The following is a 25,652-nucleotide window of genomic DNA, read 5'->3' on the forward strand; positions in this document are numbered from 1 at the left end:
CAACTCAATTGAATGAAGTAATTATTTATCTGTGTCCATCTGTGTCCATCTGTGGTTCATTATTTCTTTGGTGTACCTTACTCCGGGTTCTTACCGAAAAATGGGGTTTAAAGCCCCGTCCTTCTAGGACGGCTTTAGTCAAAACGTGTTAAAATTGACAAGCCGAGGTGAAACTCCTTTGCCATCGTGAAACAGAGAACCTTGAGCTTGCTCGGTTAGACACACTTTTAGGCATGAATTGTAGGGGCGACGAGCAGCGAAAACTCGATAAACAGCTAAGGTTTCTAACGAAATCAACCAGAAAAAGAAACTAATTAAAAATGAAGATACCGTGGGGCACACGGAAGTCAAGAGGCGACTCTTAAAGCTTGTGGAGATGAAGCCCTCTGGGACTATTTAAGTTAGGCTCAAAGCTTGGTTCTATTGAACGGGTTTTTGGTTTAAGGATTGCTCGCAAGAGATAAGTAGTTTTAAGGCACGTCTGTGAACCAAGAATCCCTGTACCTTTAGGTCAGGGAGATGTCAACGCCCTAATCATAAGTCTTTAACCGGACACGATATGAGTTACTCCCGAACCGCCAGAAGAATACCTATTTTTTAACCGCAGAGCCGCAGAGGAGGACACTTCCGTGCGGTGAGACCAGTGCTGCAGGAGGGTTTCCCTCCGCAGGCAACTGGCGTTCGCCGTCAGGCGTGCCGTAGGCATACCCGAAGGGGGGTTCCCGTTAGCGGAGCGGAACGAAGTTCGGCAGTGCGTTGCGGAGCCAGTACTGAAGGAGGGTTTCCCTCCGCAGGTAACTGGCGTTGGGGTTCCCCCCGTTGTTCGCGCAGCGTCTCCGTTCGCGCAGCGTGCCCGAAGGGCTTAGGAGATAGCAACTGCCGTCCCGTTGAGGAAAGTGTCGGTTGACACAGAGAGAGGAGTAAATCACTATAGGTAATCTTAGACCACCGAAGGGAGTAGCTGCGCCTACAGATAGACGCCTCAGATCGGGACTAAATGAAAAGTTTTGTAACAATCAACAATAGTTTGTGTAAAAGTCGGGCTTTCTAGCTGAGAAATATAGAGCGCAACTCGGTGCAATGACATTCGAGGTCTTTTATGACAAACGACTCGTTGAGAAAACAGCTAGATGTACAACTTAAAGAATTAGCGCTCCTTGCCCAACGACACCCACAAGCAACCAAGGAGCGACGGATGGCTTTAACACAGCTGGTTGATGCCATTTGGCTGTCAGGTAAACTTATTCGTCCCTATAGCGGTCAATTTCAACGACTTTATCAAGATATTTATGAAGAAGCGGTACAAAGTCTATTCTTTTATATTTGTCGAGATGACAATATTAGCAAATATGACTCAGAACGGGGCGAAGTCATGACTTGGGTGAATATGCTACTCACTAAACGCTTTTTTCCAGAGGCTATACCCGTAATTGTAGGACAAGAAAATGAAATAAGTTTAGACAAGTCTCACATAGAAAATATTTCCGACTCTGAATCTACGTCTTTGTATGAACAAATCATTCAATGTATAGAATCTGACCCAGAAGGAATTTTTATCAAAGAGCATATAAAAGGTCATCCGGAAGCAAATTTTCAAGAAATAGCTAGACGAAGGTATTCGGGAATTTCCTGGAAAGACATCTCAGCCGAATGGCGAATTGGAATCTCATCATTACATAATTTTTATCAAAGATGCGTGAAAAAATTTGCTCCTATATTAAGACAATATTTGTAGATTTCATATGATTTAACCGGGTGGTCAAAAAATTATGAGCAACAAAACAGGTTTTTTAACGTTTGCAGGACCTATATCACCGGATGCAAGGCGGCGAGCAGAACAGTTATGTAGACAACAAGCCACGCCTGAGAAAGGCGAACAAGTCCGTCTCAATACTTTATCTGTATCTTTTGTGAATTCATATCTACAATGCATGGGGTTCGAGACAGACTTGGAAGCGAGTGACAGTTGGAACGCAGTGCAGCATTTACTTATGGACGTAGCTGATTTGTCGCTAAAAAATTTAGGCTCCTTAGAATGTCGTCCGGTATTGGAAGGGGAACAGTTTGTCTATGTACCACCCGAAGCACAGTCAAACCGAATCGGCTATGTGGCTGTGCAAATTAGTAAATCATTTCGAGAGGCAAAGTTGCTAGGATTTGTCAAGGAAGTATCAAATGATGTATTATCAATCAGTCAACTGCATTCTTTGGAAGATTTACTGGATTATTTAGAATACCTCACTCAATTAAATACAGCCAAATTAGCTGATGATTCGCTCAAAGTAAATAATAATTTGGTCAACTTGAAGCAATGGTTTGAGAATATTTTTGATGCTGGGTGGCAAGAAATTGAATCTCTCTTACGCACTCAACCAGCCTATGTAGCTAGTAGCGTTAGAAGTACTAAGGGCGATTTGGTTAGCAGGGGCAAGTTGATTGATTTGGGAAAACTTTTGACCCAGCAAGCCGTCGTTCTAGTCGTTACTCTCACTCCAGACAATGAGCAGGAAATGGACGTTATCGTGGAAGTACATCCCACAAGCAAAGAAAATTATTTGCCACCAAATCTCCATTTGACATTGTTGGATTGTGATGGAGCATCTGTCATGGAAGCCCAAACTAGAAGCAGCAATAAGAATATTCAATTGGAGTTTAGTTGCGAGATAGGAGAACGTTTCAGTGTTAAACTCGCTCTGGGAGATGTCAGCACTATAGAAGATTTTGTCATCTGAAGCGAATATAGAGGTGCTGCCAATGAGAAAGTTAGTTGTTCTAAAGTTAGATGGCGATTTAGAGGTGGGAGTGCGGGTGACGCTGGAGATTGGGGAAGAAGGCTTTCGCCCCAGTACAGAAATCTCCGGACAGCTGCCTCCAAATCCAGATATGGCAACTTCCCTTGATCAGTGGCAGTCAACCTATGGTAGTCTGTGGAAATTTACCCGCATCAAAGCCAAAAAAATTGTTTACGATGGTTCCATCTCCCAGCGACGCGAGGAGTGCGACAACTTAACTAATGAGTTGCGTAAGCACCTGAATAACTGGTTGCTGTCAGAGTCTTTTCGTCCTGTGCGGGAAAAATGGCTCAAACACTTAATGCCAGAGGACGAAGTAAGGGTATTGATTCGCACTCCTTGTTTGCAGCTCAAGAAACTTCCCTGGCATTTATGGGATTTGGTGGATCAGGATTACCCAAAAGCTGAAGTCGCCTTGAGCGTTCCACAATCAGAACAAGTGGCAGCAACTGCATTGCAGACATCCGCACATAGAAATAAAATCAGAATTTTGGCGATTTTGGGCGATAGTGACGGTATTGATGTGAAGCAAGACCGCCAGTTACTAGAAAAATTACCAGGAGCTGCTACGACTTTTTTAGTAAAGCCTCAACGTCAAGACATCAACGATGAGTTGTGGAAACAACCCTGGAACATCTTATTCTTCGCTGGTCATAGCAAGAGTGAGGGTGACACTGGTTGCATCTATATTAATGAGACAGATAAATTAACAATTGATGAACTCAGATATGCCCTGAGAAATGCTGTTGCTAAGGGGTTGCAATTAGCGATTTTCAACTCCTGTGATGGGTTGGGATTAGCAAAAGAACTACAAGATTTGCAGATTCCGCAAATTATTGTCATGCGGGAGCCAGTGCCAGACAAGGTGGCTCAAAAATTTTTAAAGTATTTTCTGGAGGTTTTTTCATCAGGACAGTCTATATATGCTGCAGTTCGCATTGCCAGAGAAAGGCTCAAAGGAATAGAAAAGGAATATCCAGGTGCTACTTGGTTGCCAGTCATTTGCGAACATCCTGCCGTAGTACCAATGACTTGGTCAAAGTCCCGATGGTTTTTCAATACTCGTCACCTCGGAACCTTGCTACTTTTGAGCCTGCTGGTAACTGCTGGCGTACTAGGGATAAGACACCAAGGAGGATTGCAAACATGGGAGTTGCAGGCTTATGACAGACTTATGCGATCGCCGTCTCGCCCTTTACTCGCTTGGCGATCGCGTCCACAGGAAAAGCAAGATTCGCGCCTGCTGATAGTCACTGTCACCGAAGATGATTTGAAACTAAAAGAACAGCAACAAGGAAAAGGGTCGCTCTCAGATACAGCACTGGCGCGGCTGTTGGAAAAACTCGCACAGTTCCAACCGCGAACCATTGGCTTGGATATTTATCGTCCTTGGACAGTAAATCCCAACCAGGCTGCTTTAGTCACTCGTCTGCAAACTGCTGATAACTTCTTTGCGATTTGTAAAGTGAGCGATCGCACACAAAACCATCAGGGAACTTCACCTCCAAAGGAAATTCCAAAAGAACGCCAAGGATTTAGTGATATTGTCCCAGATCCAGACGGTGTTGTGCGTCGTCATTTATTGGCAATGCAACCAGCAGACCCAACATCCCCGTGTACTGCACGCTACGCCCTTAACGCCCAACTGGCATTCCACTACCTAGAGAAGGAGGGGATTTCTGCCAAATACACTCCCCAAGGGGATTTGCAGCTAGGCAACGTCGTATTTAAGCGGTTGCGGTCTCACATGAGTGGATATCAACAATTAGATACAGAGGGCTATCAAATATTGCTCAATTACCGCTCTTACCAAGATTCTCCTTTAGAAATTGCCCCCACAGTCACGCTTACAGATGTTCTTAGGGGTAAGGTCAACCCGGAACAAGTCAAAGACCGAATTGTCCTCATTGGTACCACTGCCCCAAGCTTCCGTGATTATAGTCCTACCCCTTACATGACTGGGCAGGGTTTTTCCCTGGAAATACCAGGGGTCATTCTGCAAGCACAGATGGTGAGTCAGCTTGTGAGTGCGGTGAAAGATGGGCGACCTTTGATATCAGTATTGCCTGTTTGGGGTGAAGTGTTGTGGGTTTGGGGTTGGTCGGTCGTTGGAGGAGCAATTGCTTGGCGCTATGGGTCAGGACGACATCTCATACTAGCAGGTGGAGGTGCAATAGGCGTTTTATACGTTCTTTGCTTTATTCTCTTTTGCCAAGGTATTTGGGTTCCCCTCGTTCCGTCAGCCTTAGTTTTAGTAGTGACTGGCGGCGCTGTAGTGATTTACCTCACTTCACCCCAAAGTCAGCGACAATTGATTTTTACAACTTGAGGCATCATAAAAAAGATGAAATTGTCTGTGCAAAAGATTCAACTTTCCCTCGCCATTAGTTTTTTAACACTTATCAATTTAACACTCGTTAGCTATACACAAGTGCAGGCACAGCCTGGAAACTCCAAGGGACAATTCAACCAATCATTGATTTTTGCTGCGCCGCCCCCACCACCGGACATCGGGGAACCAGGTAAGCGAGCAGAAGCAGGTAGCCGTGGCTGTGGAGGAGACGTGAATAAGCCCGTGACTTCTGTTGCTCAAAAGCGGTTCACAGCCTTAGTACCTGTTTATTCAAAGTCAGAATTGGTGTTTGCAGCAACAATTGCCGAGCATCCTAGTTTCTCGTTCTATGTTCCTTATTCGTCGTCCTTTGCTTATGGAGAGTTTGTGCTAGAAGATGAAGCACAAAATCAGACTATTTACAAAACTTCTTTGACAGGGACACCAGGAGTAGTGAACCTGAGTTTGCCATCAAAAGCAGCACCTTTGGAGATTGGTAAGAGGTATCGTTGGTATTTTAACATCTACTGTAAGAAGGATAATCAAATTATTGCTGATGTTGAAGGGTATGTAAGACGGGAGCAATTGAACTCTGCGTTGAAAACTCAATTGGAAAAAGCGACACCAAGCCAGCGCGTAACCCTTTATGCTGCGTCGGGTATTTGGTATGAAGCACTGAGCGCTGCTGCCCAATTGCGTCGCACCCAACCGCAAGAGACTTCTTGGGCTGCGCTGTTGCAATCTGTTGGTTTGAATGATTTTGCAACTGAACCAAAAGTGGAGTGCTGCAACCTAGAGAGCCAGCAGTGAAGTCCAATGTTAACTTGCTCTGCAAGATGCAGGGTTAAACCAAGGACTATGGGGTGTGGTGGTGGGAGAATTTGCTATGAGGACGACTTCCCCTTTTTCGTTGATTATCCAACCAGTCGCTTCTACAATGCGTTCTGGTACGGCGGTAGTTGTTTTGCTGGTAACAGATGGACTATTGGGGCGATCGCTGCTTGGATTGAGAGTAATCAAATCTACTTGAACGGCATCAGTGCTGAGGGCTTCACCTGGGTTAGGGGGTAAGCCGCCGCGTCCAGTGATGATAAAACTGCTTTTAGCGATAGAGCTACCCGCAGTACAGCTTTGTGCTACTTCAGTATCAACTGGTACTGATGGCAAGTTCACTAAGCCACTGTTCGGGTCAATGTCGGGTGTAATGATTTCTACATTGCCATTGAACTCAGGACTTGAGCCAGTAGCGGTGATGTCACTCAAGGGAGTGGGAGCATCCCGAAATTGTGTCCCAAAAATACCTTGAGCGGTAATTCGCACATTTCCACCACGGAAGTTAGCAGAATTGGCGCTAATGTCACTGTTTTCCACGGCGACGAGGAAATCAGTGTCAATATTGATGTTACCGCCGATGACGTTTTCCCCTGTGGCGTCAGTTCTGATGTTACTGCCACGACGCATAATCAAATCTCGTGAGTTAATGTTAATTGTCGCCTGTTCCCGATGGGGGTCAATTTTAGTACTTTGTGTATTAGCGGTAAGCAAGGCGTCATTGTCTAAACGGATAGAGCGAGCATTTAATGTCATGTTGCCTGCGGTTCCTGTTCCCAAACTATTCACGGTTACTACTGCCCCATCTTGAACAAGCAAGGTATTAGTTTTAATCGTCAAAGAATCCGCATTCCCTGTTGAGTTTCGCTGTGCGGAAGCATACAAACCACTTCTAGTCTGACCATCGGCACTTCTACCAATCAGTTGCACGTTTTGGGCATCAATGGTCAAATTTCCCCCCTTGCCTGAACCAAAGGTAGGAACACCCACCTGTGCCCCATCTTTGACTTGCAAGATGTTAGTTTTAATCGTTAAATCTCCCGCATCACCTGTTGAGTTTGCGGAAGCACTTAATTTAGTGGCAATCTGACCATCAGATGACTTACCAATTAGTTGTATATCTTGGGCATCAACCGTCAAATTTCCCCCCTTGCCCCTACCAAATGTATCAGTACCTACCTGTGCCCCATCTCTCACTAGCAAGGTATTAGTTTTAATCGTTAAATCTCCCGCATCCCCTGTTGAGTTTGGCTGTGTAGAAGCGAATAAACCACTCCTAGCTTGACTATTGGCGCTTGGACCAATCAGTTGCACATCTTGGGCATTCACCGTCAAATTCCCGCCCTTACCCTTAGCAAATGTAGCAACACTCACCTGTGCCCCATCTCGCACTAACAGGGTATTAGTTTTAATCGTCAAATTACCTGCATCCCCTGTTGAGTTTGCTGTGGAAGCAAACAAGCCACTGTCTATTTGCACGTCTTGGGCATTAACGGTCAAATTTCCCCCCTTGCCCGAACCCAATGTGGAAGTACCCAAGATACTTTCGCTACCAATCAGTTGCACGTTTTGGGCATCAACGCTCAAAGAACCCCCCTTACCCGAACCCAATGTAGCAGTAAGTACCTGTGCCCCATCTCGGGCGAGCAAGGTATTAGTTTTAACAGTCAAATCACCCGCATCCCCTGTTGAGTTTGGCTCTGCGGAAGCAAACAAGCCACTCCTACCCTGACCATCAGCGCTTGTACCAATCAGTTGCACGTCTTGAGCATCAACGCTCAAAGAACCCCCCTTGCCCGCACCAAATGTACCAGTACCTACCTGTGCCCCATCTCCCACTACCAAGGTATTAGTTTTAATTGTTAAATCTCCTGCATCTCCTGTTGAGTTTGGCTCTGCGGAAGCAAACAAGCCGCTACCCCGACCATCGGCTGATTCACCAACCAGTTGCACATCTTGGGCATCAACTCTCAAATTTCCCCCCTTGCCCACACCAAACGTGGCAGCACCAACCTGTGCCCCACCCTCAACTCGCAACGTGCTAGCACTGATATTGACATCGCCTCCCTGTCCGCTTGCTTCTTCTAGCACCTGATTAGCAATGGAACTCTTATTGTTAAGGTTTATTGCTCCTGTTGCATTAACCTCAATATTTCCCGCTTTACTCTTATCAGAACCCAGCCCACTCTCTATGCCTGCAAACAGTTCACTCTCTTCTGTTATCTCTAAATTCCGGGCATTAACCGCGATACTTCCACCATCGCTAGCAGTCACATCTACTTGAGCGTGATTGCTAAGGGAAACATCACTTCTTTCTACACTATTGGGAAAACTCAAACTCAAGTTATTACCATTCTCATTCAATCCAACTGTTCCCGCGCCTGCTAACCCACCTAACTCAACTCGCCCACCAAAGGCATACAAACCTCCACCATTCATACTGATATCACCGCCTACCAATAGCAAACTCTTACCATCTGGTACGCGTAAGCCCGTTGCTGTAAACGCAGAAGATGGATTTAAACCGGAATCTGCAACTGAGTTATTTTCGATGGATGCGGCACGAATTTGGTTAAATAGTAAAGCGGAAGGATTGACCGTCAGCAGGGATGAAGAACTTTCTGGATTTGACGCACTGAAAAAACCTTGATTGCCAAATTGAATCGCATTAGCTGTACTCGCTACAAAAGAACCACCAATATTCAGTGAAGCATTACGCCCAAAAATAATCCCATTTGGATTTATCAAAAATAGGTTAGCTGTGCCATTAGCGCGAATTAACCCATCAATATTAGAAACTGACCCACCCGTTACCCGGCTAATAATGTTCTGAATATCCACAGCATTATTAAAGAAAGCGGTGCCGCCAGTAGGAACAGAAAACTCCCCAAAGCTGTGGAACAAGTTGCCACCTGCTTGGGTTCCTTCAGTGATATTGAAGGTATTACCCTCCCTTGTAACGCTGGAATTATTAGGTAGAGTGCTATCGGGCGTAATTTGAGCAAGAGCACAATTTGCAGAGAAAATGCTTGCACCACCTATCACAATCCTTAAGAACCAGCCCCAACGAGTACTCATCTTGGACATAGCATCCCCCTCTAGGAAACAACAGTTGCTCAACCCGTGTTTATGTCACACCACTAATATGGGTTTACTGATGGTCGAAGTAACCTCTGCCCAATTCTCAGTTTCAGGCACGGGAATTTTACACAAAAGCCACCATTTTTTTACAAAACTTCATCAATGTATTACCAGGTAGATGCGCTTTTTAGCACTGGTGCTTCACGCCGCTGCAATCCACGGGTATTCAACCAGATATAACATCAGAGCCAATTCCCTAGCAAAACGTAGGGTGCCCAAAACCTAGGACGTTTATATTTAGGATTCTGTAAAAGAGCCAACTGGGCGCGACGGAGTACTTCAGCTTTAGTCAGCTTTTTGTTGGCTAACTCTTGGTAAAATTGACTCATCAACACGGCGGTGGACTCATCATCCAAGTTCCACAGAGAAGCGATGGTACTGCGTGCTCCCGCCTGAAAAGCGACACCAGCAATTCCCAGTGCAGCCTGCTCGTCCCCAGCAGCTGTTTGACAGGCACTTAGGATAAGCAATTCAATCGCTTCGGGTCTGTTTTGTTCTAGAGTTCGCACTAACTCATTGAACTTCTTGACATAAATGCGCTCATCATCCCAAGCGACAATAAATGTCTCCTCAGCTTTGGAGCTAAACTGACCATGAGTTGCAAGATGAACGACTGGAAAAGGTAGAGAATTAATCCGGTTTTGCAGAGCTTTGCTGGTAAATTCTTGATTCAGAAGTATGCTGCTGGGAACCTGAGAGCGGATTTGCTCTAATTCACGCTTCACGTTGGGTAGTGCAGAAAATCCGGAACTTGGTTCAGTTAATCCTGCGGCTATTGCCTTTAATTCTTTCTGCAATGGTTTGGGTTCAATCAGTTGCAGACCGGGCGTGAGTGCAATGCTATACTTCTCAATCAAATACTCTTTGCCGTCGTAAAGAGCCGCCATCGGGACATTCCGCAAGAAACCATCCAGCACAAACACCAAAGTCGGGATCTTACTTTCAGCCAAGGCTGCTTCCGCAGGTTTAATCAACCAGTTATACACCTTTTGAGACAAAGACTGAACCTGTCGCAGCGTGTGGGGCTTTGTTATATTTTCTTGTAGTTGTTTTAAAGTCGTTTCCACTTCCTCTTTACCTACAGCGGTAGTGTAGTGCAACCAACGCTGTTGCGGCAACTGGAGGATGACCTCTAGTCGGTCTGGTAAAATAAATGGATAAATAACTGCTACTGTTGGGTCTTCTTTGAAATTACGGATTTGAGCATTCAAACAGGTGTTCCGAAAAAAGTTGTCTAGTTCTGCTACTTGCAGCAATTCTATTGTCTTGCTGGCTTTTTCGATATTTTCTGATTTAAGTTGGGAGTTGCCCTGAGATTGCAAAAGTAAATCAACTAACTGTCGATAAACTGGTTCAACTTCCTCTCGAAAGGAAAATTTAACCGCAGGATTGACAGCAACTAAATCGCTGCGGAGGGCTTGGAGGTTACTAACTGCTTCTGTGTAAGCTGCGGTAGCTCCTTCTATATCTCCCTTCGCTTTCAGCAAACGTCCCAGTTGCCATAGCCATCGATAAGCAATGTCCTTAGCATCAATATTTTCAGCCATCACTAAGGCTTGCTGGGTAAGGTTTTGTGCATCAGATTTCTGCTGGGTATGTTCATACACCCCACCCAGGACACCAAGAGCATAGGATTCTGTGCGTTTATCTTGCAGGCTTCTGGCTTGCTCAATAGCAGTTGACAGTAGTTGGGCAATATCCAACCATGAGGAACTATCTGCAGTGGTATTTTTTCTGAATTGCGTTAGACTTTGGGCAAAGTTGATGCGCGCAGAGATTGCCGTGCGACTAACGGGTAAGTTGGGAAGCTGAGTTTGGATTTGGGACGATAACGCTTGGAAAGCTGGTAATTTCTCAGTTTCCAGCAGTAGTCTTAGTTGATTGACTTGAGCTTGAATGCGGGTGGTCGGTGAGGTGGTAGCGTTGGCAGCTTGTTGGTAGAATTCTATAGCTGCTGGGACATCTTGTTGGGCGCGGGCTGTATTGCCTAAACTGAGTAAAATATCACCTATTGCTTGCTTATCTGGCAATGATGAAGCTATTGCCAAACTTTGCTGCAATATCTGCCGAGATGTTTCTAAATCACCCGTGACTTGCACGACGTTGCCGAGACTACGCAGTCCTGTGACTTTAAGAGGGGAGTTGGGTTGTTTTTCAAGGAGCTTGGTACTTTCGTCTAACGTTTTCTCTGCTTGACGATAAAATCCCAAGGCTTGCAAAGCTTGCGCTTGGTTTATGCGGTTACGAATTGCTGCGTTATTATCTCCTATTTTTTCGTAAATGTCAAGTGACAGTCGCCAAGTATTTAAGGCATCTTCAGCTTTGCTTTGAGCCAACTGTAGGCGACCTTTGATATCTAAGGCTTGGGCGAGGATTTGTGAGCGGTCTTTAGTATCTATATTTTGTGCGGTTTGTAATATGTTGAGGCTTTGGGCGATCGCACTTTCAGCTTGAGTCCACTGTCCTAGTTGCTGATAAGCTAATGATAGATTGCCCAGTGTCATGGCAAGTCTTCGTACATCCCCATTAGCTTTGAACGCAGAGATAGCCTGTTGCCATGCCGCAACGGCTTCAGTGAACCGTTCGGCTTCATAAAGTTTTCTCCCTTGTTCCACCAAGTTTTGGGCATCGGGTAAGCTTTGAACAATGGAGTTTTCCGCAGTCATTTGGGCGAAGGTGGGCGGCAATAACCCCGCGCCCAAGAACATAGCCAGAAATAGCAGTACGCTTAAAAGGCGTTTGATTCTGCGGAATCTAAATTTTTTTCTTGCCATGTTGTTGCCCTCACTCGTGCTGCGTCTTTCCTTTAAAATGAACAGTGCAATTTGCGCTCATCAACCTCCTGGCTGCTGATTGAACGCACGGCAATCCGCTGTTTTCTGCCAGGAATTATGGGGCGTGACAGTGGATGCATTTGCTGTAAGTACCACGTTGCCATCAGCATCAATCACCCAACCAGTAGCTTCTACTATACGAGCTGATGTTGGGCTAGTGGAATTTGTAGAAACTGCTGGAGTGGAGCGTTGAGCCACTTCAGAGTTGAGAGTTATCAAATCTACCTGTACTGCATCAGTGTTGAGGGCTTCGCCAGGATTAGGAGGCAAGCCACCGCGTCCGGTGATTGTAAATTGGCTTTTAGCTATAGAGCTACCCGCAGTACAGCCCTGTGCTACTTGGGTATCAACTGGTACGGCTGGCAGGTTGACTAATCCACTGTTGGGGTCAACATTTGGGGTGTTGACAGTTACAGTACCGCTTAAAGTAGGACTTGTCTGGGAAATTGCTGTGATGTCATTCGTTGGTAGCCGTTGAGGATCTAAGTTAGTTCCTAGCAGCTTCACTAAGTCTTCTCGAGTACGCACTGTCATACCATAAATGCCAGTAGCGTTAATTGTGACTCTCCCTCCACTGCCACTATACGCATTAGCGGTGATGTCGTTATTTTCCCTTGCTCCGGCAACGATGAAGCCCGACCGGGCATTGATGGTGATATTGCCACCATTACCACCAGCTTGTGCCCTGCCTGCGGTGGTAGAGATTTGAGCGCCATGACGCAGAAGGAGTAAATCAGTTTGTAAGTTGATGTTGCCACCGTTACCCGATGCAGATTGGGCGTCGAGTGTGCCACTGTTATCTAGGGTAACTCTAGGTGAGGTGACGATAATATCTCCAGTAGTACCCGTCGTACTTTGGGAGAAAACGAACAAGCCACTGTTATAGTTAGAACTTTTGCCAGAAATGGTGACTTTAGCAGCAGCATTAACTTTAATTGCGCCTGCATTCCCTTGTCCACGGGTTGAGGCAGTAAGTAGAGCGCCATCTCGTAATGAGAATGAACCAGAATCGATAGTAATGTTACCTCCATTGCCAACTGTCCCCGTTTCCACCCGACTGCTAATCCCACTGGGAAAACGGTTTTTCTCCCCAGCAATATTAACAGCGCCAGTCACTTTCACATTGACATTCCCCGCATCCCCCCGTCCTGCTGGCTGGGTATTAGATGCACCACCACGAGTAAGAGTTTGCAGTTGAGCGCCATCAATTAGTGATAGTGTTGCCGCATTGATGTCGATATTGCCACCTTTACCTACACCTCCTGCTTCCACCGTGCTGAGGATCAAAGCATTACCAGCAAGGGAAATAGCATCTTTTGCACTCACTGTCACATTCCCTGCATTCCCTTGTCCAAATGTTGAGGCAGAAAGTACAGTGTCATCTCGTAATGAGAATGAACCAGAATCGATAGTAATATTACCCACATTGCCAACTGTCCCCGTTTCCACTCGGCTGCGAATCAAACTGACGAAACCGTTTTTCTCCCCAGCAATATTAACAGCGCCAGTCACTTTCACATTGACATTCCCCGCATCCCCCCGTCCTGCTGGCTGGGTAGCAGATGCCCTACGAGTAATGGTTAGCAGTTGAGCGCCATCAATTAGTGATAGTGTTGCCGCATTGATGTCGATATTGCCACCTTTACCTACACCCCCTGCTTCCACCGTGCTGAGGATGGAAACATCTGCAAGGGAAACAGAATCTTTTGCACGCACTGTCACATTCCCCGCATTCCCTTGTCCCAATGTTGAGGCAGAAAGTTGAGCGCGATCTTGTAATGAGAAAGAACCAGAATTGATAGTAACATTACCCCCATTGCCTTGTGACCCCAAGCGCACAAGATTGCGAACTATGCTCCTACCAGCACCAGCAACTTTGATTTCCCCGGTAGCATTAAGCGTAATATCTCCCGCAACAGTTTCAGGTGTCCCCAAACCTTCCCCAATACCAGCACTTAGGACACTTCCTCCTAAAATCTCTAGATTCCTGGCATTGACTGCAATATCACCGCCACCAGCCCCAGTTACATATATACCTGCTTGATTGGTGAGGGATACCTCTGCTCGCGCAACATTCTCAGGAAATCTCAAGCTGAGATTATCGCCATTTACATCCAGCGCTACACTACCAGGTTCGCCCAATCCTCCTAACTCAACTCGTCCACCATAAGCATTTAATTGTCCCCCATCCATGCTGACGTTACCACCCACCAGCAGTAAACTTTTACCATCTGGTACTCGTAAACCAAACACGTCAAAGCCTACTGGATCTGTTGCGGTGGGTGCTACTGAGTTATTTTGAATCGCTGCGTTTTGATTAATCTGATTAAACAGCAATGCTGAAGGATTAATAGTTAACAACGGTGAAGGGATATTTTTATCAGTAGCGCTAAAAAATCCGAGATTTCCAAATTGCAGTGCATTCGCTGTACTCGCCACAAACGAAGCACCAACATTTAAGCTGGCATTTGCACCAAATACAATTCCATTCGGATTAATTAGAAATAGGTTGGCATTGCCATTAGCACGAATCAAACCATCAATCTTGGAAACTGACCCACCCGTTACCCGGCTAATAATGTTCTGAATATCCGCAGCATTATTGAAGAAAGCAGTGCCACCAGTGAGGACAGAAAACTCCTGAAAACTGTGAAACAAGTTGCTTCCAGCTTGCGTTCCACCCTCAATGATTCTGATGTTATCCTGTGTTCTGACACTGGAATTATTGGGTAGAGTGCCATCGGGGGTAATTTGGGCAACAGCGCAATCTCCAAAGGAGGCGATCGCTCCTCCAACGATTACGCAACTCGCCAGCGCCAATTGACTGCCCCAATTCTTCCAGCTAGTAATCATCTGGTAAACTTGCCTTGATAAAGAAACAGTTGTTAAACGGACTACACTTTACTCTGGATACAGAATAAATAGGGAGAAAATCGTAGGATTGCCAGAGATAGTTACAAATGGTTACAATACGGCTTGTTCGGCTCACCTCAACGCCGCTCTTTTCCAAAAGTTTCCAAAAAATAAACCCAAGATTTCTCTTGGGTTGAAATATAAATAGTTATTAATTTTTCAAATACTCAAGCAGTTTTCACAACGCCACTAAGTCTGCTTTAACGCTAACCACTGCTTGCGATCTGACTTTTCACGGTAAATCCTTAACCAAGGAAATTACGTTACTTTTTCCACAGGCTTATTATCAATAACTTTAAGCTATTGATAATAGCCAACGAAAAAACAAGGGCTGGAGAAAACGTCAAAATGACCTTTTCCACATAACGTGAAAAGTCAGGCTTGCGATTGCTTCAACGTAAAGACAGTCGCGCCCGATATACCCATTTGTTGCTCACCCGCCTATCACGTACTGGGCAGTGGGGAGTGGGGGTGCGATCGCCTCCGGCACTGGGCTTTGCCCAATCGCACTCCAAAATTTACGCAGGAAGGTGAAGCTTTGTGAAGAAATGGCGAGTCTTGTGTAAAACCTGTATTGCTGAAGCCGAAAGAATGTAGCTAATTGAAAGCAGTTAATTAAAAACTTTGATACTAAGTGGAGATTGTTATGCCAACTTTAAAATATACTTTTGAGGAGTACAATTTCACTACAGCAACGGTTGCAGAAAAACTCGCACAATATTGGCGTAAGCGACTGGATGCGGAGTGTCCACAACAAAGTGTGGCTTCTAAGGAAAGTATTATTCGCTGGCTTTTGGGAAGCTACCTAGAGCGGTTTGATCTGCTTGACTCTAAGGATCTGGATATCGCTGTTCAAGTGATGGAATATCGCTATCGTATTTTACATCAACGCTACTTAGGGAAGGAGCGAGAAGATGCTTATCGTAACCTGATCATTCGCTTAGGGAGTGCAGTGACACATCGAAATAAAATTCAGACTTGGGTAGCCATGAGTCGCGAGCACCAGCGTACAATGCTGGATGTATTGCAAGAAGTACTCCAAGAAATATTGCAAAGTGATAACTATATACAACAACAAATAACTTGTATCTCTAAATTGACAACAGATACACAACTACGGAATGTCCTACTATTTGCCAGTTTAGAAGAGCATTGCTTGAGACCAACACGCAATCTACCTCTACTGGTTTATCACTTTGTTAAGTACTTGTATTACACTCAACACAACAGCTTAACCCAAGTGTCCAGAAATAACTTAAGTTAGCTGGCTCCGACAGAAGCCCCGCGCTATAACGTACTCCGTTTAGCGACGGCATGAATGGCGGGGCAATGACGAATTGACCGACGAGTAAACTTGAGCAACGCTCAAGGAGCAATGTTGGTCGGTGAGGAATTGCCACTCTCTGTCTGGGGTAACGAGTCGATCAACTCGTCTACAACTTGAGTCATTGTCTTATCTTTTTCTTGAGCATATAACTTTAACTTATTGTATCGGCGTTCACTCATTCTCAACCTTAATTGCTTATCCTTCATGATGGTTACACAATGGATACATTTTGATGTTATCATAACGATAGGTCGAAACGCTCGTAAAAGCAAATGAGAACTTCATATCAGTACAAATTGAAGCCGAACAAAGAACAAAGAGAAAAAATTGATAAGACTCTTGAGATGTTGCGATATCAATATAATTATTTGTTGGCTCAAAGATTTGACTGGTACGAACAAAATCGTTGCTCAATTGATAGATGTCCTTTGATATGCCATCTTCCAGACTTAAAGGAAAATCCCAATTATTCTACTCAAAAAGCGTCTTTGGTTCAACTTAAAAAAGATCGTCCTTGGTACAAAGAAATTCACTCTCAAGTCCTCCAAGAAGTTCCTAAAAAAGTTGAAATAACTTTTGATAGGTGGCTGAAGGGTGATTGTAATGGGAAAAAATCAGGTCGTCCACGGTTTAAAGGACAGGGTCAATATAAAACGTTTACCTATCCAAGTTTTAAACGCCATCACCTTACTAACAATAAAATTACACTGTCCAAAATTGGTGACATAAAAGTCACTGTTCATCGTCCGATACCAGACGGATTCGATATTAAGACCGCGTCAATCACGAAAAAAGCAGATGGTTACTATGTGACTTTGAGTTTGGATGACAAGACAGTTCCTACAATTAAACCCGATTTTGACAGTGATAATATTGTAGGCATTGATGTAGGATTAATTGATTTTCTTGTTACTTCGGACAACGAAAGGATTATAGCGCCTAAGTTTTTACGTTCATCTGAGCGTAAATTAAAATCAGCACAACGTAGAGTTTCTAGAAGAAAAAAAGGCTCTATCCGTCGTAAGAAAGCAATAAAAAAACTAGGTAGTCAACACAAAAAGGTTGCTGACACTCGGAAAGACTTTCACTTTAAAACAGCAAAAACACTACTCAATAGATATGATGTTGTAGCTGTTGAAAAGTTGAATATCAAAGGGCTTACCAAGACACGACTAGGTAAAAGCGTCAATGACGCTGGATGGGGGCAGTTTATAAATATTCTTTCAAACAAAGCCGAGAATGCTGGTCTGAAAGTTATAGCTGTAAACCCAAATGGAACAAGTCAAGAATGCTCTAGTTGTGGGCATAAAGTAAAAAAACCGCTATCTCAGAGGATGCATAACTGTCCCCTTTGTCATGCCAGTTTATGCAGAGATCTAAACGCGGCAATAAATATAAAGAACCGAGGGGCATCCGGTCTTAAAGCTCAGTCAATGTCCTCATAGAGGAGTCGCTCTTGAGCCCACACTGTAACGGTACTCCGTGAGCGTGTTGGGAGTATGTCACGCTAGTTTCAGAGTTATACAAGCAAAGCTTCTTATGACCAAAAGAATGGGATACAAGCCCCGTCCTTCGTTTGACGGCTTTTTCCACAATCTTGGATATAATAGGAATGTAGCTCAGCACGGGCAGGATTCGTGGGTACTGCCATAAACCCAACCACGTAAAGCGATGCTGATACATGAGGAGCGAACAACCTCTTTAAAAACGCATGGACTTCTTCCGAGTACCGATACCAGAAAAATTAAAAAATAGGCACAAGCCAAAACAACGTACCGTAGGGCATACGGGAACGTAGGGAAAAGGGAGGAACACGCTTAATCAGGCACTCTCGGTAAGTACCTTAACGCTTGGGGAGACAAGCCCTCTGGGGTTATCTAAATTAGGCTCGATACTTGGTATTGCTATACGGGTATTTGGTTTAAGTATTGCCAGCGGCTAGATAATTTTAAGGTGTGTCGAAGAACCAAGAATCTCCGCACTTATAGGGCGGAGAGTGTCAAATATTCTTAAGAAGGTTTGGGCGCACTGCACTTAGTTGGAGTTTGCCAGGAATTATGGGGCGTGACGGTGGGCGCATTCGCTGTGAGAATTATATCGCCGTTGGCATCAACCACCCAACCAGTAGCTTCTACGATAGGAGGTGGTGTGGGGCTAGTGGGAGTTGTGGAAACTGCGGTCGTAGAGGGTTGAGCCACTTCAGAATTGAGAGTTATCAAATCTACTTGAACTGCATCAGTGCTAAGGGCTTCGCCGGGATTAGGAGGCAAGCCGCCGCGTCCAGTGATGATAAAACTGCTTTTAGCCTCGTTGCCACCTGCAGTACAGCCCTGTGCCACCCTGGTATCAACTGGTACGGCTGGCAAGTTGACTAAGCCAGTATTAGGGTCAATATCGGGGGTGTTGATTTCTACTGTGCCACTTAACTCTGGGCTTGCCCCTGTGGCGGTGATGTCACTTGTTTGAGAAGAAGGCTCTTTCCGGGACTGGATGCCAAAGATGCCTTGGGTCTTGATTCTAACCTGACCTCCACGAAAGTTAGCAGAATTGGCGCTGATATCGCTATTTTCAAATGCCGCTAACACGTCTGTATCAATGTTGATGTTGCCACCGATGACATTTTCTCCTGTTGCGTTGGTTCTGATGTTGCTATTGCGACGCATTATTAAATCTTGTGAGTTGATGTTAATTGTCGCCTGTTCCGTATTCGGGTCAACTTTAGCGCTTTGTGTGTTGGCGGTGAGTAAAACATCGTTGTCTAAACGGATGGAGCGAGCATTTACTGTCATGTTGCCTGCGGTTCCTGTTCCGGAACTCTGTACGGCTACTCTTGCCCCATCTTGAACGAGTAAGGTATTAGTTTTGATCGTCAAATTTCCCGCATCCCCTGTTGAGTTTGGCTGTGCGGAAGCAAACAAGCCAGTGACACGCTGATTATCAGCACTTCTACCAATCAGTTGCACATCTTTAGCATCAACACTCAAAGAACCCCCCTTGCCCGAACCAAATGTACCAGTACCCACTTGTGCCCCATCTCGCGCTAGCAAGGTATTAGTTTTGATCGTCAAATTTCCCGCATCCCCTGTTGAGTTTCGATTTGCAGAAGTAAACAAACCACTGGCAACCCGATTATCAGCGCTTGTACCAATCACTTGCACGTCTTGGGCATCAACGCTCAAATTTCCCCCCTTGCCCGCACCAAATGTACCAGTAACTATCTGTGCCCCATCTCGCACTAGCAAAGTATTAGTTCTGACCGTAAGATCTCCCGCACTCCCTGTTGAGTTTCGCTGTGCAGAAGTAGACAAATCACTGGCAAATTGATCATCGGCGCTTCTACCAATCAGTTGCACATCTTGGGCATCAACGGTCAAATTTCCCCCTTTGCCTTTACCAAATGTACCAGCACTTACCTGTGCCCCATTTTGCACTAGCAAGGTATTAGTTTTGATCGTCAAATTTCCTCCCTTGCCCGCACCGAGAGTGCTAGCATTCACCTGTGCCCCATTTTGCACGAGCAAGGTATTAGTTTTGACCGTAAGATCTCCCGCATTCCCTGTTGAGTTTTGCGCTGCGGAAACAAACAAGCCACTGCCAAGCCGATTATCAGCGCTTTCACCAATTACTTGCACATCTTGGGCATCAACGCTCAAATTTCCCCCCTTGCCCTTACCAAATGTACCAGTTCCCACTTGTGCTCCATCTCGCACTAGCAAGGTATTAGTTTTGACCGTAAGATTTCCCGCATCCCCTGTTGAGTTTCGATTTGCAGAAGCACTCAAGGTACTGGCAACCCGATTATCAGCGCTTGTACCAATCACTTGCACGTCTTGGGCATCAACGCTCAAATTTCCCCCATTGCCCTTACCAAATGTACCAGTTCCCACTTGTGCTCCATCTCGCACTAGCAAAGTATTAGTTTTAATCGTCAAAGAACGCCCATCCCCTGTTGAGTTTGGCTGTGCATCAGCACCCAAGCGACTGGGAAATTGACTATCAGCGTTTGTACCAATCAGTTGCACATCTTGGGCATCAACCCTCAAAGAACCTCCCTTGCCCGCACCAAATGTGCTAGCAGCCACCTGTGCCCCATCTCGCACTAGCAAGGTATTAGTTTTAATTGTCAAGTCTCCCGCATCCCCTGTTGAGTTTCGCTCTGCAGAAGTGAACAAACCACTGGCTACCCGATTATCAACGCTTCTACTAATCGTTTGTACATCTTGGGCATTAACCGTTAAATTTCCCCCCTTCCCCTCACCAAATGTAACAGCACCTACCTGTGCCCCACCCGAAACTTGTAACGTGCTAGCACTGATATTGACATCGCCTCCCTGTCCATTTCCTTCTGGTCGCACATCATTAGCAATGCGACTCCCGTTGTTAAGATTAATTACTCCAGTTGCATTAACCTCAATATTTCCCGCCTTAGTATTACTAGAACCCAGTCTACTCTCTATGCCTGCAGACAGGGAACTCTCTGCCGTCATCTCTAAATTCCGGGCATTAACCGCGATACTACCACCATTGCCAGCACGAACATTTACAACTGCGCTATTGCTAAGGAAAACATCGCTTCTTTCTACATTATCGGGAAAACTCAAGCTCAGATTATTACCATCCCCATTCAACCCAACTCTTCCCGCACCAGCTAACCCACCTAACTCGACTCGCCCACCAAAAGCATACAAACCTCCACCATCTATATTGATATCACCGCCTACCAACAGCAAACTCTTGCCATCTGGTACGCGTAAACCCGTTGCTGTAAACTCAGAAGATGGATTTAAACCAGAGTCCGCTATTGAGTTATTTTGGATAGATGCGGCACGAATTTGGTTAAATAGTAAAGCGGAAGGATTGACCGTCAGCAGTGGTGGAGTATTCGGATTGTCAGCACTGAAAAAACCTTGATTGCCAAATTGAATCGCCGACGCTGTAGTGGCTACAAACGAACCACCAATGTTCAACCGCGCATTTTGTCCAAAAACAATCCCATTGGGATTAATCAGAAACAGATTAGCTGTCCCATTAGCACGAATTAACCCATCAATATTAGAAATAGACTTACCCGTTACCCGGCTGATGATGTTCTCAATATCAAGAGCATTATTAAAGAAAGCTGTGCCGCCATTCGGAACAGAAAACTCGCTAAAGCTGTGGAACAAGTTGCTTCCTGCTTTGGTTCCACCTGAAATAATTCTGATGTTGTCCTGCGTTCTGACACTGGAATTATTGGGTAGAGTGCTATCGGGCGTAATTTGGGCAACAGCGCAATCTCCAAAGGAGGCGTATGCACCACCAATTGCCAACCAACTCGCTAGCGCCAATTTCCAATGCCAACGCCACCAGCATACAGTCATTCCAGACATTGCACCCCCATTAGAAGCACTTGTTTACTTCTTAACCAGCTATCGCATTGACCCTACCAAACATTACAACTAATCGCTGCAGTTTCCAAGAGCCTAATTCATCAACAACCCTACAAGTCTGCGATTAGCCTTGCTTTCCTGAGAAAGAATTGCAGTACAGTCTCTTCTTTGGAAATAATATCAGCTGTGCCCTCCATCCCCAATTGGACAGAACACTGTTTTTTGCCTTGATGTAAAGATAGGCTTTCTGGCTCAATTGTGACCTCATAGAAAGCACCGACACCAACTGCCTTTTGACTTGTACCTGTTGTCGGGGCAGCTGCAGTCGCACCATTGGCTTGAGGGACGAAAGCATCTGGGGAAATCGTTTTGACCTGACCTTTAAGAGTGCCGTAATCTGGATAGGGACAGGAAGAAACCCGCAGAAGTACTTTTTGACCTTCTTTCAACTTGCTTTTTTCCTCAGATGCCACCGCTGCCTTGACGACCAAGGGAGCATCACTAGGGACTATCTGTGCTATTTCCTCTCCTGGGCGCACAGTTTGACCAGGATTTCGCAGGTTGAGCTTAGAGATTATACCATCAGCTGTAGCAGTAATGACGGTTTGGCTAAGGTCAATTTTCACTTGTTGGAGTTCACGGATGTCGCGCTCAATTGTTTGCTGAATTTCAATTTGTTGCTGGATGAGAGCCTTGCGTTGTTTGTCTAAAGAAGCTTCGTTGGCTTTAAGGCTGGCTTTTTCTTGGGCAATGCGTGATTCGGCGATCGCAACTTCTGCGTTACTAGGATTAAGGGCAGAAGAAGCGCGTTGCCTTCTAGCAATGGCTGCCGAGATTGCTTGTTGTAGCCGCGAAATTGTTTGTTTTTGCGCCTCAATTGCTGCTTTTTGCCCTTCTACCGCTTGTTCTTGCTGGTCAACAGCCAGTTGTGCTTCCTCAAATTGGTCTTGAGAAAGCGCTCCTTGTTTGGCTACTTTTTGATATCGGTTTCGCTTTGACTCGGCTGCTGCTAAGGTGGCAACTGTTGCCCCTAAGTTCGCTTGAGTTGATTTTAACTCTGCAAAAGCTTTTTGCAATTCCTTCTGGGCTATTCTGACGTTTGCCTCCGCTTCTTCGACATCAGCAGTGGTGGTAATTTTTTTATCTTGATATTCGCGAGTGCGACCACTCAATTCAGCTTCAGCGGCAGCGACAAGGCGGTTGAAGCGGTCAGTTTCGGCTGTTATTTGGCTATTCGTGGCACTAATTTGGGCGTTGAGTTGAACCAGTTGTAACCGAGACTGCTGGATGTTGCTTTGCAGTTGGCTCTTTTTGGTTTGAAGGCGACTGCCGTCGATAGTGGCAATAATATCTCCTTTTTTGACAACTTGATTCTCTTTCACCGAGACGCGCATCACTGGACCTTCTGTGGCAGCTTGAACAATCCGCAATTCACCAGCAGGACGGATGTTCGCTTGTGCTTTAACGGTGACTTTATATTTAGTTACAGAAGCAACAGCAAGAGCAAGAGCCACAGCAGTTAGCATAACCAGTCCACCAAAAGTAGTCCAACGACTAATTGGTGGTAGAAATTCGTTTTCTTCAATAATTGGAAGAGAGTCTGGTGAGTTGAAGTGACTAAGCATATTAAAACAGTGAACAGTGAACAGTGACCAGTGAACAGTACCAGCCGCAGTGACCAAAAAACTGATAATTGATAATCCGGGTACATGCTCACTGCAAAAGATAATTTTATTTTCTGATTGCAGGAGATTTGCCGTTAGATTCAGATTTGGGGGAGGATTTCACCAGCAAACCATTCGTTGATAAGGCAAAGTCGTCTAAAAAGTCTAAGTGGTCACCAGGAACAAGCCGTAGCTCCTGTGGAGTGCCAGAGATTTTCAAACGCCCTTCCTCAAGCAGTACAATCCAATCGGCTCGACCGATCACTTTTGGGCGGTGGCTAATCATAATTGTGGTTTTACCCTGTCGATAATACAGCAATTTATCTAGCACTTGCGCTTCACTCACCGGGTCGAGAGCGCCAGTGGATTCATCTAAAATAAGTATCGGCGGTTCAGTCACTATGGCTCTTGCTATGGCTAATCTTTGCTTTTGACCTCCAGAGAGATTTGCGCCAAATTCTCCTAAAACGGTTTGATACTTGTCGGGCAGTTTACTGATAAACTCATCCGCACCAGCAATCTGGCAAGCCCTGACAATTTGCTCAAAAGATATGTGGGGATAGCTGAAGCGGAAGTTGTCAATAATTGAGCGACTCCAGAAATGAGGTTCTTGAGGTACTAGAACCACCTGCTGTCGCAGACATTCCAAAGAGAGGTCTTGCTGGTTATAGATGCCATAGCGGATATTACCAGACTGCGGAGAATATAAACCAGCAATCATTTTGGCGAGGGTACTTTTGCCACAGCCAGATTTCCCAATCAGGGCAATCACTTGACCGCCAGTCATAGTTAGGGAAAAATCAGAAAGCAGGTCAACTCTACCAGCATGGTGAAAGTTGAGGTTGGTGCAGGTAATATCTGCATTACCGGGAATTTCTGCCTCTGGCTTCTTGAAGTCGTTTTCGTCTTCCGGGGTAGCATCGATGACTTCTGTCAGGCGTTGGATGACAATCTGGGCAGTGATAAACTCATCAACTAACCCAATAGCTGAACCCAGGAAGCCAAGAAAGTTGCCACTCATACCGTTAAAAGCTAGCAGCTGACCAATGCTTAAGGTACGATTAATCACTAAATAGCTGCCTAACCACAGCAATGCAATACTAGTCAAACTGGAAAGAATACCAGTGATTGTGCTGCTGTAAAGCCCCAACTTCATCGTAGTCCAGCCCAAGTTAGCAAGACGACCAAAATTGCTCTGATACTCTTGCCATGCTTGGGGAGTCGCTTGGGTAGTTTTAAGAACTTGGACACCGCGAAAAGTTTCAACGAGAAAGCCTTGGTTTTCTGTGCTTAAGACAATTTGGCTGCGGGTTTTCTGGCGCAAGGCGGGGAGAAAAAGCAGGTTAACTGCCGTAACAATCACAAAGGCGGCAAAGGAAGCCAGAGTGAGTCCCCAACTGTAGAACAGCATAAAGCCCAAGGAAACCAAGGCGATAAAAAATTGGCTGGGTAAACCGAGGACAATTTGAGAAACTAGGGCATTGATGGCATGAACATCGGCAATGCGGCTAACGACTTCCCCACTGCGCCGTCCTTCAAAATATGAGAGGGGCAAGTGCAGGAGTTTTCGCCCGTATTCCAGGATGAGTCCTAATTGCAGCCGCTGACCAAAGTGACCAATCAGGTGAGATTGTACCAAACCTATGGCACTTCTAAATAAGTTCATGGCAATGACCCCAATTGCCACTGTCGTTAGCAGTTGGGTATCTCCCCGCACGAGCACGTCATCGGTGAGCAGTTGCATCATCAAGGGGGTGGCGAGGGAGAGCAGTCCGATCGCGATGTTGATTGCAATGGCTTGGATGAGAATGGCGCGATAGGGCCAGACGCGCACCAGATAACGCCCAAAGCCGCCTATTTTATCTTCTGGTTGTTGATAAAAACGGCTGTCGTCTGCCTCTAGCAGCAGCATTACGCCATTGCCCCAACCGTTGATTAATTCCGAGCGGGTGAGGTAACGGATGCCAACGCCTGGATCGGAAATCACGTATTTTTTTCCTTTTTGCCCGTATAAAACGACCCAGTGATAGCCTTTCCAGTGAATGATGGCTGGCAGGGGGGCTTTATGTAATTGGTCAAGCAGTTGCGGAGAGGCTTTGACTTGGCGGGCATTAAATCCTAAGGCTTCTGCACCCCGTCTTAACCCCAGCAGGGAGGTTCCCCGCGACCCGGTGCCGACTGCTTCCCGAACCCTACTGATGGCAAAGGTGCGTCCGTAGTGTTTGGCAACAGTAGCAAGGCAGGCAGCACCGCAGTCTTCTTCACTGTGTTGGAGTACACTTTGATATCGCATGATATTTTACTCATTAGGAGCAACAAATCCCCCCCAACCCCCCTGCAAAGGGGGGCTAGCGTACAACAAATTGGTTGAAACTGGATGATGGAGGGGAAGAAGGGAACCGGGGCGTTTGCCCCGACTGGAGCGGGTGTTCAACTTGTCCGATAGACT

Annotated in this window: 14 protein-coding genes and 1 pseudogene; 8 read left to right on the forward strand and 7 right to left on the reverse strand. The window is 45.6% G+C overall.

Annotated elements, in window-relative coordinates:
• Positions 1 to 634: 634 nt before the first annotated feature.
• From AACT52_RS37255 to AACT52_RS37275, 5 genes are all read left to right on the forward strand, one after another.
• Entirely contained in the window at positions 635 to 907 is a 273-nt protein-coding gene (locus AACT52_RS37255) for a hypothetical protein (RefSeq protein WP_143172962.1), read from the forward strand.
• A 192-nt stretch (positions 908 to 1,099) separates the two neighbouring features.
• The gene (locus AACT52_RS37260) at positions 1,100 to 1,735 is read left to right on the forward strand and encodes a hypothetical protein (protein ID WP_073635289.1); all 636 of its coding nucleotides are present in this window, start codon (positions 1,100 to 1,102) and stop codon (positions 1,733 to 1,735) included.
• A 34-nt stretch (positions 1,736 to 1,769) separates the two neighbouring features.
• Positions 1,770 to 2,732: a DUF1822 family protein gene (locus AACT52_RS37265; RefSeq protein WP_073635290.1), complete on the forward strand. Its 963-nt coding sequence runs from the start codon at positions 1,770 to 1,772 to the stop codon at positions 2,730 to 2,732.
• A gap of 22 nt (positions 2,733 to 2,754) precedes the next feature.
• On the forward strand, positions 2,755 to 5,121 hold the full coding sequence (locus AACT52_RS37270) for a CHASE2 domain-containing protein (RefSeq protein ID WP_073635291.1): 2,367 nt from the start codon (positions 2,755 to 2,757) through the stop codon (positions 5,119 to 5,121).
• Between the two features lie 15 nt (positions 5,122 to 5,136).
• The gene (locus AACT52_RS37275; RefSeq protein ID WP_073635292.1) at positions 5,137 to 5,934 is read left to right on the forward strand and encodes a DUF928 domain-containing protein; all 798 of its coding nucleotides are present in this window, start codon (positions 5,137 to 5,139) and stop codon (positions 5,932 to 5,934) included.
• A 9-nt stretch (positions 5,935 to 5,943) separates the two neighbouring features.
• Here the strand turns inward: AACT52_RS37275 and AACT52_RS37280 are convergent, their stop codons facing one another.
• From AACT52_RS37280 to AACT52_RS37290, 3 genes are all read right to left on the reverse strand, one after another.
• Complete coding sequence (locus AACT52_RS37280; RefSeq protein ID WP_158054934.1) at positions 5,944 to 9,033, reverse strand: two-partner secretion domain-containing protein; 3,090 nt, start codon at positions 9,031 to 9,033, stop codon at positions 5,944 to 5,946.
• 245 nt (positions 9,034 to 9,278) lie between these two features.
• Positions 9,279 to 11,870 (reverse strand): CHAT domain-containing protein, encoded by a 2,592-nt coding sequence (locus AACT52_RS37285; RefSeq protein WP_073635294.1) that lies wholly within the window; start codon positions 11,868 to 11,870, stop codon positions 9,279 to 9,281.
• Positions 11,871 to 11,930: 60 nt separating this feature from the next.
• The gene (locus AACT52_RS37290) at positions 11,931 to 14,783 is read right to left on the reverse strand and encodes a two-partner secretion domain-containing protein (RefSeq protein ID WP_083630745.1); all 2,853 of its coding nucleotides are present in this window, start codon (positions 14,781 to 14,783) and stop codon (positions 11,931 to 11,933) included.
• 447 nt (positions 14,784 to 15,230) lie between these two features.
• Here AACT52_RS37290 and AACT52_RS37295 point away from each other — a divergent pair, with 447 nt between their 5' ends.
• Positions 15,231 to 15,377, forward strand: coding sequence for a hypothetical protein (locus tag AACT52_RS37295; protein ID WP_445263942.1), 147 nt, complete (start codon positions 15,231 to 15,233; stop codon positions 15,375 to 15,377).
• 100 nt (positions 15,378 to 15,477) lie between these two features.
• Positions 15,478 to 16,101 (forward strand): annotated as a pseudogene (locus tag AACT52_RS37300) (hypothetical protein); the annotation flags it as partial.
• 107 nt (positions 16,102 to 16,208) lie between these two features.
• On the opposite strand, the gene AACT52_RS37305 reads toward AACT52_RS37300, so the two are convergent.
• A complete protein-coding gene (locus AACT52_RS37305) occupies positions 16,209 to 16,349 on the reverse strand; it encodes a hypothetical protein (protein WP_198941065.1) in 141 nt (46 codons plus the stop codon).
• Between the two features lie 93 nt (positions 16,350 to 16,442).
• On the opposite strand from AACT52_RS37305, the gene AACT52_RS37310 reads away from it, so the two are divergent.
• On the forward strand, positions 16,443 to 17,615 hold the full coding sequence (locus AACT52_RS37310) for an RNA-guided endonuclease InsQ/TnpB family protein (RefSeq protein ID WP_073635296.1): 1,173 nt from the start codon (positions 16,443 to 16,445) through the stop codon (positions 17,613 to 17,615).
• 564 nt (positions 17,616 to 18,179) lie between these two features.
• Here the strand turns inward: AACT52_RS37310 and AACT52_RS37315 are convergent.
• From AACT52_RS37315 to AACT52_RS37325, 3 genes are all read right to left on the reverse strand, one after another.
• Positions 18,180 to 21,539 carry a two-partner secretion domain-containing protein gene (locus AACT52_RS37315; protein WP_083630746.1) on the reverse strand — a complete coding sequence of 1,120 codons (3,360 nt, stop codon included), beginning with the start codon at positions 21,537 to 21,539 and terminating at the stop codon, positions 18,180 to 18,182.
• A 110-nt stretch (positions 21,540 to 21,649) separates the two neighbouring features.
• Positions 21,650 to 23,164 (reverse strand): HlyD family efflux transporter periplasmic adaptor subunit, encoded by a 1,515-nt coding sequence (locus AACT52_RS37320; protein WP_073635306.1) that lies wholly within the window; start codon positions 23,162 to 23,164, stop codon positions 21,650 to 21,652.
• Between the two features lie 106 nt (positions 23,165 to 23,270).
• A complete protein-coding gene (locus AACT52_RS37325) occupies positions 23,271 to 25,496 on the reverse strand; it encodes a peptidase domain-containing ABC transporter (protein ID WP_073635298.1) in 2,226 nt (741 codons plus the stop codon).
• Between the last annotated feature and the right edge of the window lie 156 nt (positions 25,497 to 25,652).

Source organism: Scytonema sp. HK-05, from assembly GCF_963872035.1.
GTDB lineage: Bacteria > Cyanobacteriota > Cyanobacteriia > Cyanobacteriales > Nostocaceae > Kalymmatonema.

Excerpts from the sequence above, each read along its gene's own strand:
- AACT52_RS37260 (WP_073635289.1), top strand. The coding sequence starts at position 1,100 with ATGACAAACGACTCGTTGAGAAAACAGCTAGATGTACAACTTAAAGAA.
- AACT52_RS37265 (WP_073635290.1), top strand. The coding sequence starts at position 1,770 with ATGAGCAACAAAACAGGTTTTTTAACGTTTGCAGGACCTATATCACCG.
- AACT52_RS37270 (WP_073635291.1), top strand. The coding sequence starts at position 2,755 with ATGAGAAAGTTAGTTGTTCTAAAGTTAGATGGCGATTTAGAGGTGGGA.
- AACT52_RS37275 (WP_073635292.1), top strand. The coding sequence starts at position 5,137 with ATGAAATTGTCTGTGCAAAAGATTCAACTTTCCCTCGCCATTAGTTTT.
- AACT52_RS37280 (WP_158054934.1), bottom strand. The coding sequence starts at position 9,033 with ATGAGTACTCGTTGGGGCTGGTTCTTAAGGATTGTGATAGGTGGTGCA.
- AACT52_RS37285 (WP_073635294.1), bottom strand. The coding sequence starts at position 11,870 with ATGGCAAGAAAAAAATTTAGATTCCGCAGAATCAAACGCCTTTTAAGC.
- AACT52_RS37290 (WP_083630745.1), bottom strand. The coding sequence starts at position 14,783 with ATGATTACTAGCTGGAAGAATTGGGGCAGTCAATTGGCGCTGGCGAGT.
- AACT52_RS37305 (WP_198941065.1), bottom strand. The coding sequence starts at position 16,349 with ATGAGTGAACGCCGATACAATAAGTTAAAGTTATATGCTCAAGAAAAA.
- AACT52_RS37310 (WP_073635296.1), top strand. The coding sequence starts at position 16,443 with ATGAGAACTTCATATCAGTACAAATTGAAGCCGAACAAAGAACAAAGA.
- AACT52_RS37315 (WP_083630746.1), bottom strand. The coding sequence starts at position 21,539 with ATGTCTGGAATGACTGTATGCTGGTGGCGTTGGCATTGGAAATTGGCG.
- AACT52_RS37320 (WP_073635306.1), bottom strand. The coding sequence starts at position 23,164 with ATGCTTAGTCACTTCAACTCACCAGACTCTCTTCCAATTATTGAAGAA.
- AACT52_RS37325 (WP_073635298.1), bottom strand. The coding sequence starts at position 25,496 with ATGCGATATCAAAGTGTACTCCAACACAGTGAAGAAGACTGCGGTGCT.